The sequence below is a fragment of the Hydrotalea flava genome (assembly GCF_001623405.1).
Taxonomy (GTDB): domain Bacteria; phylum Bacteroidota; class Bacteroidia; order Chitinophagales; family Chitinophagaceae; genus Hydrotalea; species Hydrotalea flava.
Genome location: NZ_LUHG01000057.1, coordinates 1 through 2,613 on the forward strand (window position 1 = coordinate 1; position 2,613 = coordinate 2,613).

Annotated in this window: 2 protein-coding genes and 1 pseudogene; all 3 read left to right on the forward strand. The window is 39.2% G+C overall.

The window, feature by feature from the left end:
• A partial coding sequence (locus A0F92_RS06425) for a DUF6973 domain-containing protein (RefSeq protein ID WP_068243111.1) occupies positions 1-666 on the forward strand: 666 nt, incomplete at its 5' end.
• A 5-nt stretch (positions 667-671) separates the two neighbouring features.
• Positions 672-992, forward strand: a complete 321-nt coding sequence (locus A0F92_RS06430) for a hypothetical protein (RefSeq protein WP_167516856.1) — start codon at positions 672-674, stop codon at positions 990-992.
• A gap of 251 nt (positions 993-1,243) precedes the next feature.
• Positions 1,244-2,278, forward strand: a pseudogene (locus tag A0F92_RS06435) (IS481 family transposase); the annotation flags it as partial.
• Positions 2,279-2,613: the final 335 nt, after the last annotated feature.

Genomic DNA, 2,613 nt, shown 5'->3' on the forward strand with positions numbered 1-2,613 from the left:
AATGGTAATTGGTGGGATTATGGAACAGGCTATCCATATTTTCCATGGAATCCGGGTGGAGGCATAAGTGGAGGTGGCGGCGCCGGACCTTACGAGCCCGATTGGAGTTGGTGGTGGACGGGTGGTGTTGGAGGGTATGATCCTGATTTTGATCCTTCCAATTATCCTGAAACATTTGAAATCCTTCAATTTGAAAATGATTATCGTAATCAAATGTCAACTCAGGAATTGCAAATTTTTGATAACATGTCAAGAATAAATCAGTTGCAATATTTATATAATGCCAAATATGCATTAGATAAAGCTCAGGAGTTGTATCCAAACTCTGTACACAATGGAAACGGGGACGCATTTAGACACGCATTGTTCAGCGGGTTGAATGCAAAGATTTTGGGTGTTGCTTTAGCTAAGCAGCTAGGGGATGCACATGAACTCATACCCAATAATCCACTTTTGGAAAATCAAATGGACTTGTTTAACAATCAAATTGGGAGAGATCAATTTGTTTATTTACAAAATCAAGGCCAAGCGGGACATTTTTTTAAAGAAGCACTAGTGATCAGCCTAATGCAAAAAGTTCAAAATGGTGAATTACGAAGACTTGACCCATTAGATGTAAATAGTCAGATAATACCAGGAGTTACACAATTAGTTCCAACAAATTAATGTATATGAAAAAGCTCACTTCGATAGGTTTTGTAATAGTTATATTAATTTATGGATGTAGTCAAAATAAGTTCACGACATTTCAATTGAGCCATTTAAGGGATACATCATTTTATTTTCAATCTGATTTGTTACATCCAACTTTATTAGAAATTTCAATCAATGGATACAGTGATGATTCGTTTTTAGTTAATAATATCAGATTGGGAGGTGGAAATATTGACACTGTATTAAAAATAGATTGGTATAGAGATACAGTTGCAATTAATTTGAAACGTTATAAAGCTATTACAGGAAGATTGACTTTCAATTGTAGAACGTATTGACAGTACTGCCTACAATAACTAGGCGTTCGTGTTGCCCGAAGGGCAAGACATGAACGCCTCTGTTGTACGAGATCGGGTAATTAGATTATCTATGGATTTGTTGGGATGTTGTGATGGAGTACAAAGCAAGCGGAGCGCTAGTTAATGATTATGGACAGGCATTATGTGAAATAGTTAAAACTTAATCTGACAGTTGGGTTAAATTGTGAATGAAATAACAAACAATTTAACCACTTTAAAAACTGTCAGAAATGAATGTAGAAACAAAGTTAATCCAAAGCAAGTTAGGATTACTGAAATTAGCAGAAAAATTAGGTAACGTATCAGAGGCTTGCCGTGTTTACGGTTACAGCCGGGATAGCTTTTACCGGATCAAAGAACTCTATGATACAGGTGGCCCTATTGCATTAAAGGAAATTAGTCGTAAGAAACCAATTCCGCAAAACAGAATTGAGCCGGAGATTGAGAAGGCTGTTGTAGCGATGGCTTTTGAAAATCCTGCTTTGGGCCAGTTGCGTGTATCTAACGAGCTACGCAAGCAAGGCGTTTTTATTTCTCCGGCAGGTGTCCGTTGCGTATGGTTACGCCATGATCTGGAAATTTTTTCCAAACGCCTCAAGGCACTGGAAACCAAAGTAGCACAGGAAGGTGTAATCCTGACCGAAGCGCAAATGATTGCCCTTGAGCGTAAGAAAGAAAAAAAAGAAGCTACCGGTGAGATTGAAACGGAACATCCGGGCTATTTGGGAGCTCAGGATACTTACTACGTCGGTAATATCAAAGGTGTTGGCCGCATCTATCAGCAAACCTTTATTGATACGTATTCCAAGGTAGCGATGGCAAAGCTTTATGACCGCAAAAATGCCATTACTGCCGCCGATATGATCAATGATAAAGTGCTGCCGTTCTTTGAGTCTCAACAACTACCATTGCTGCGAATTTTAACTGATCGGGGAACTGAGTATTGTGGTAAACCAGAGTATCATGAATATGAATTGTATCTGCAAATCGAAGGAATAGAACACTCAAAAACGAAGGCCCGAAGCCCTCAAACCAATGGTATCTGTGAACGCTTTCACCGTACCATTCAGGAAGAATTTTATGCAGTAGCCTTCAGAAAAAAAATATACACCTCCGTAGATCAAATGCAGCAGGATCTTGACCAATGGCTAAGACACTACAATGAAGAGCGGACACACTCAGGTAAATACTGCTATGGCAAAACGCCCATGCAAACTTTTATTGACAGTGTGCATTTAGCCAAAGAAAAACGTATCGATGAACTCTTGGAAAAAGACGCTAACTTTAGCATGTCAGAAGAAGCGGAAGCAGGCTCTGCTGAGGAGCAACCTGCCAGGAATATTCTGACCGATGAAAATAATAAAGCGGTTGATCAAAACCCAACCGCTTTTAACCAATAATTTTTATCGCATATGCCTTAAAAAAACCTGCTCTAAATTTAACCGGTTGTCAGATTAAGTAGTAGCAATTACACATTATGCTTTTGCCCAGGTGGTTTTTCTTCCCTTCATTTTTAGTGTAGGGACATAAGGAACACTGCCCGGTTTAGTATAATGGCAAAGCAGGGGCAGCTTTTTTTTCCCGTAAATACTTCCGCGGT

What these genes read in the sequence shown, in the direction of transcription:
- A0F92_RS06430 (WP_167516856.1), top strand. Translation starts at nt 672, where the DNA reads ATGAAAAAGCTCACTTCGATAGGTTTTGTAATAGTTATATTAATTTAT.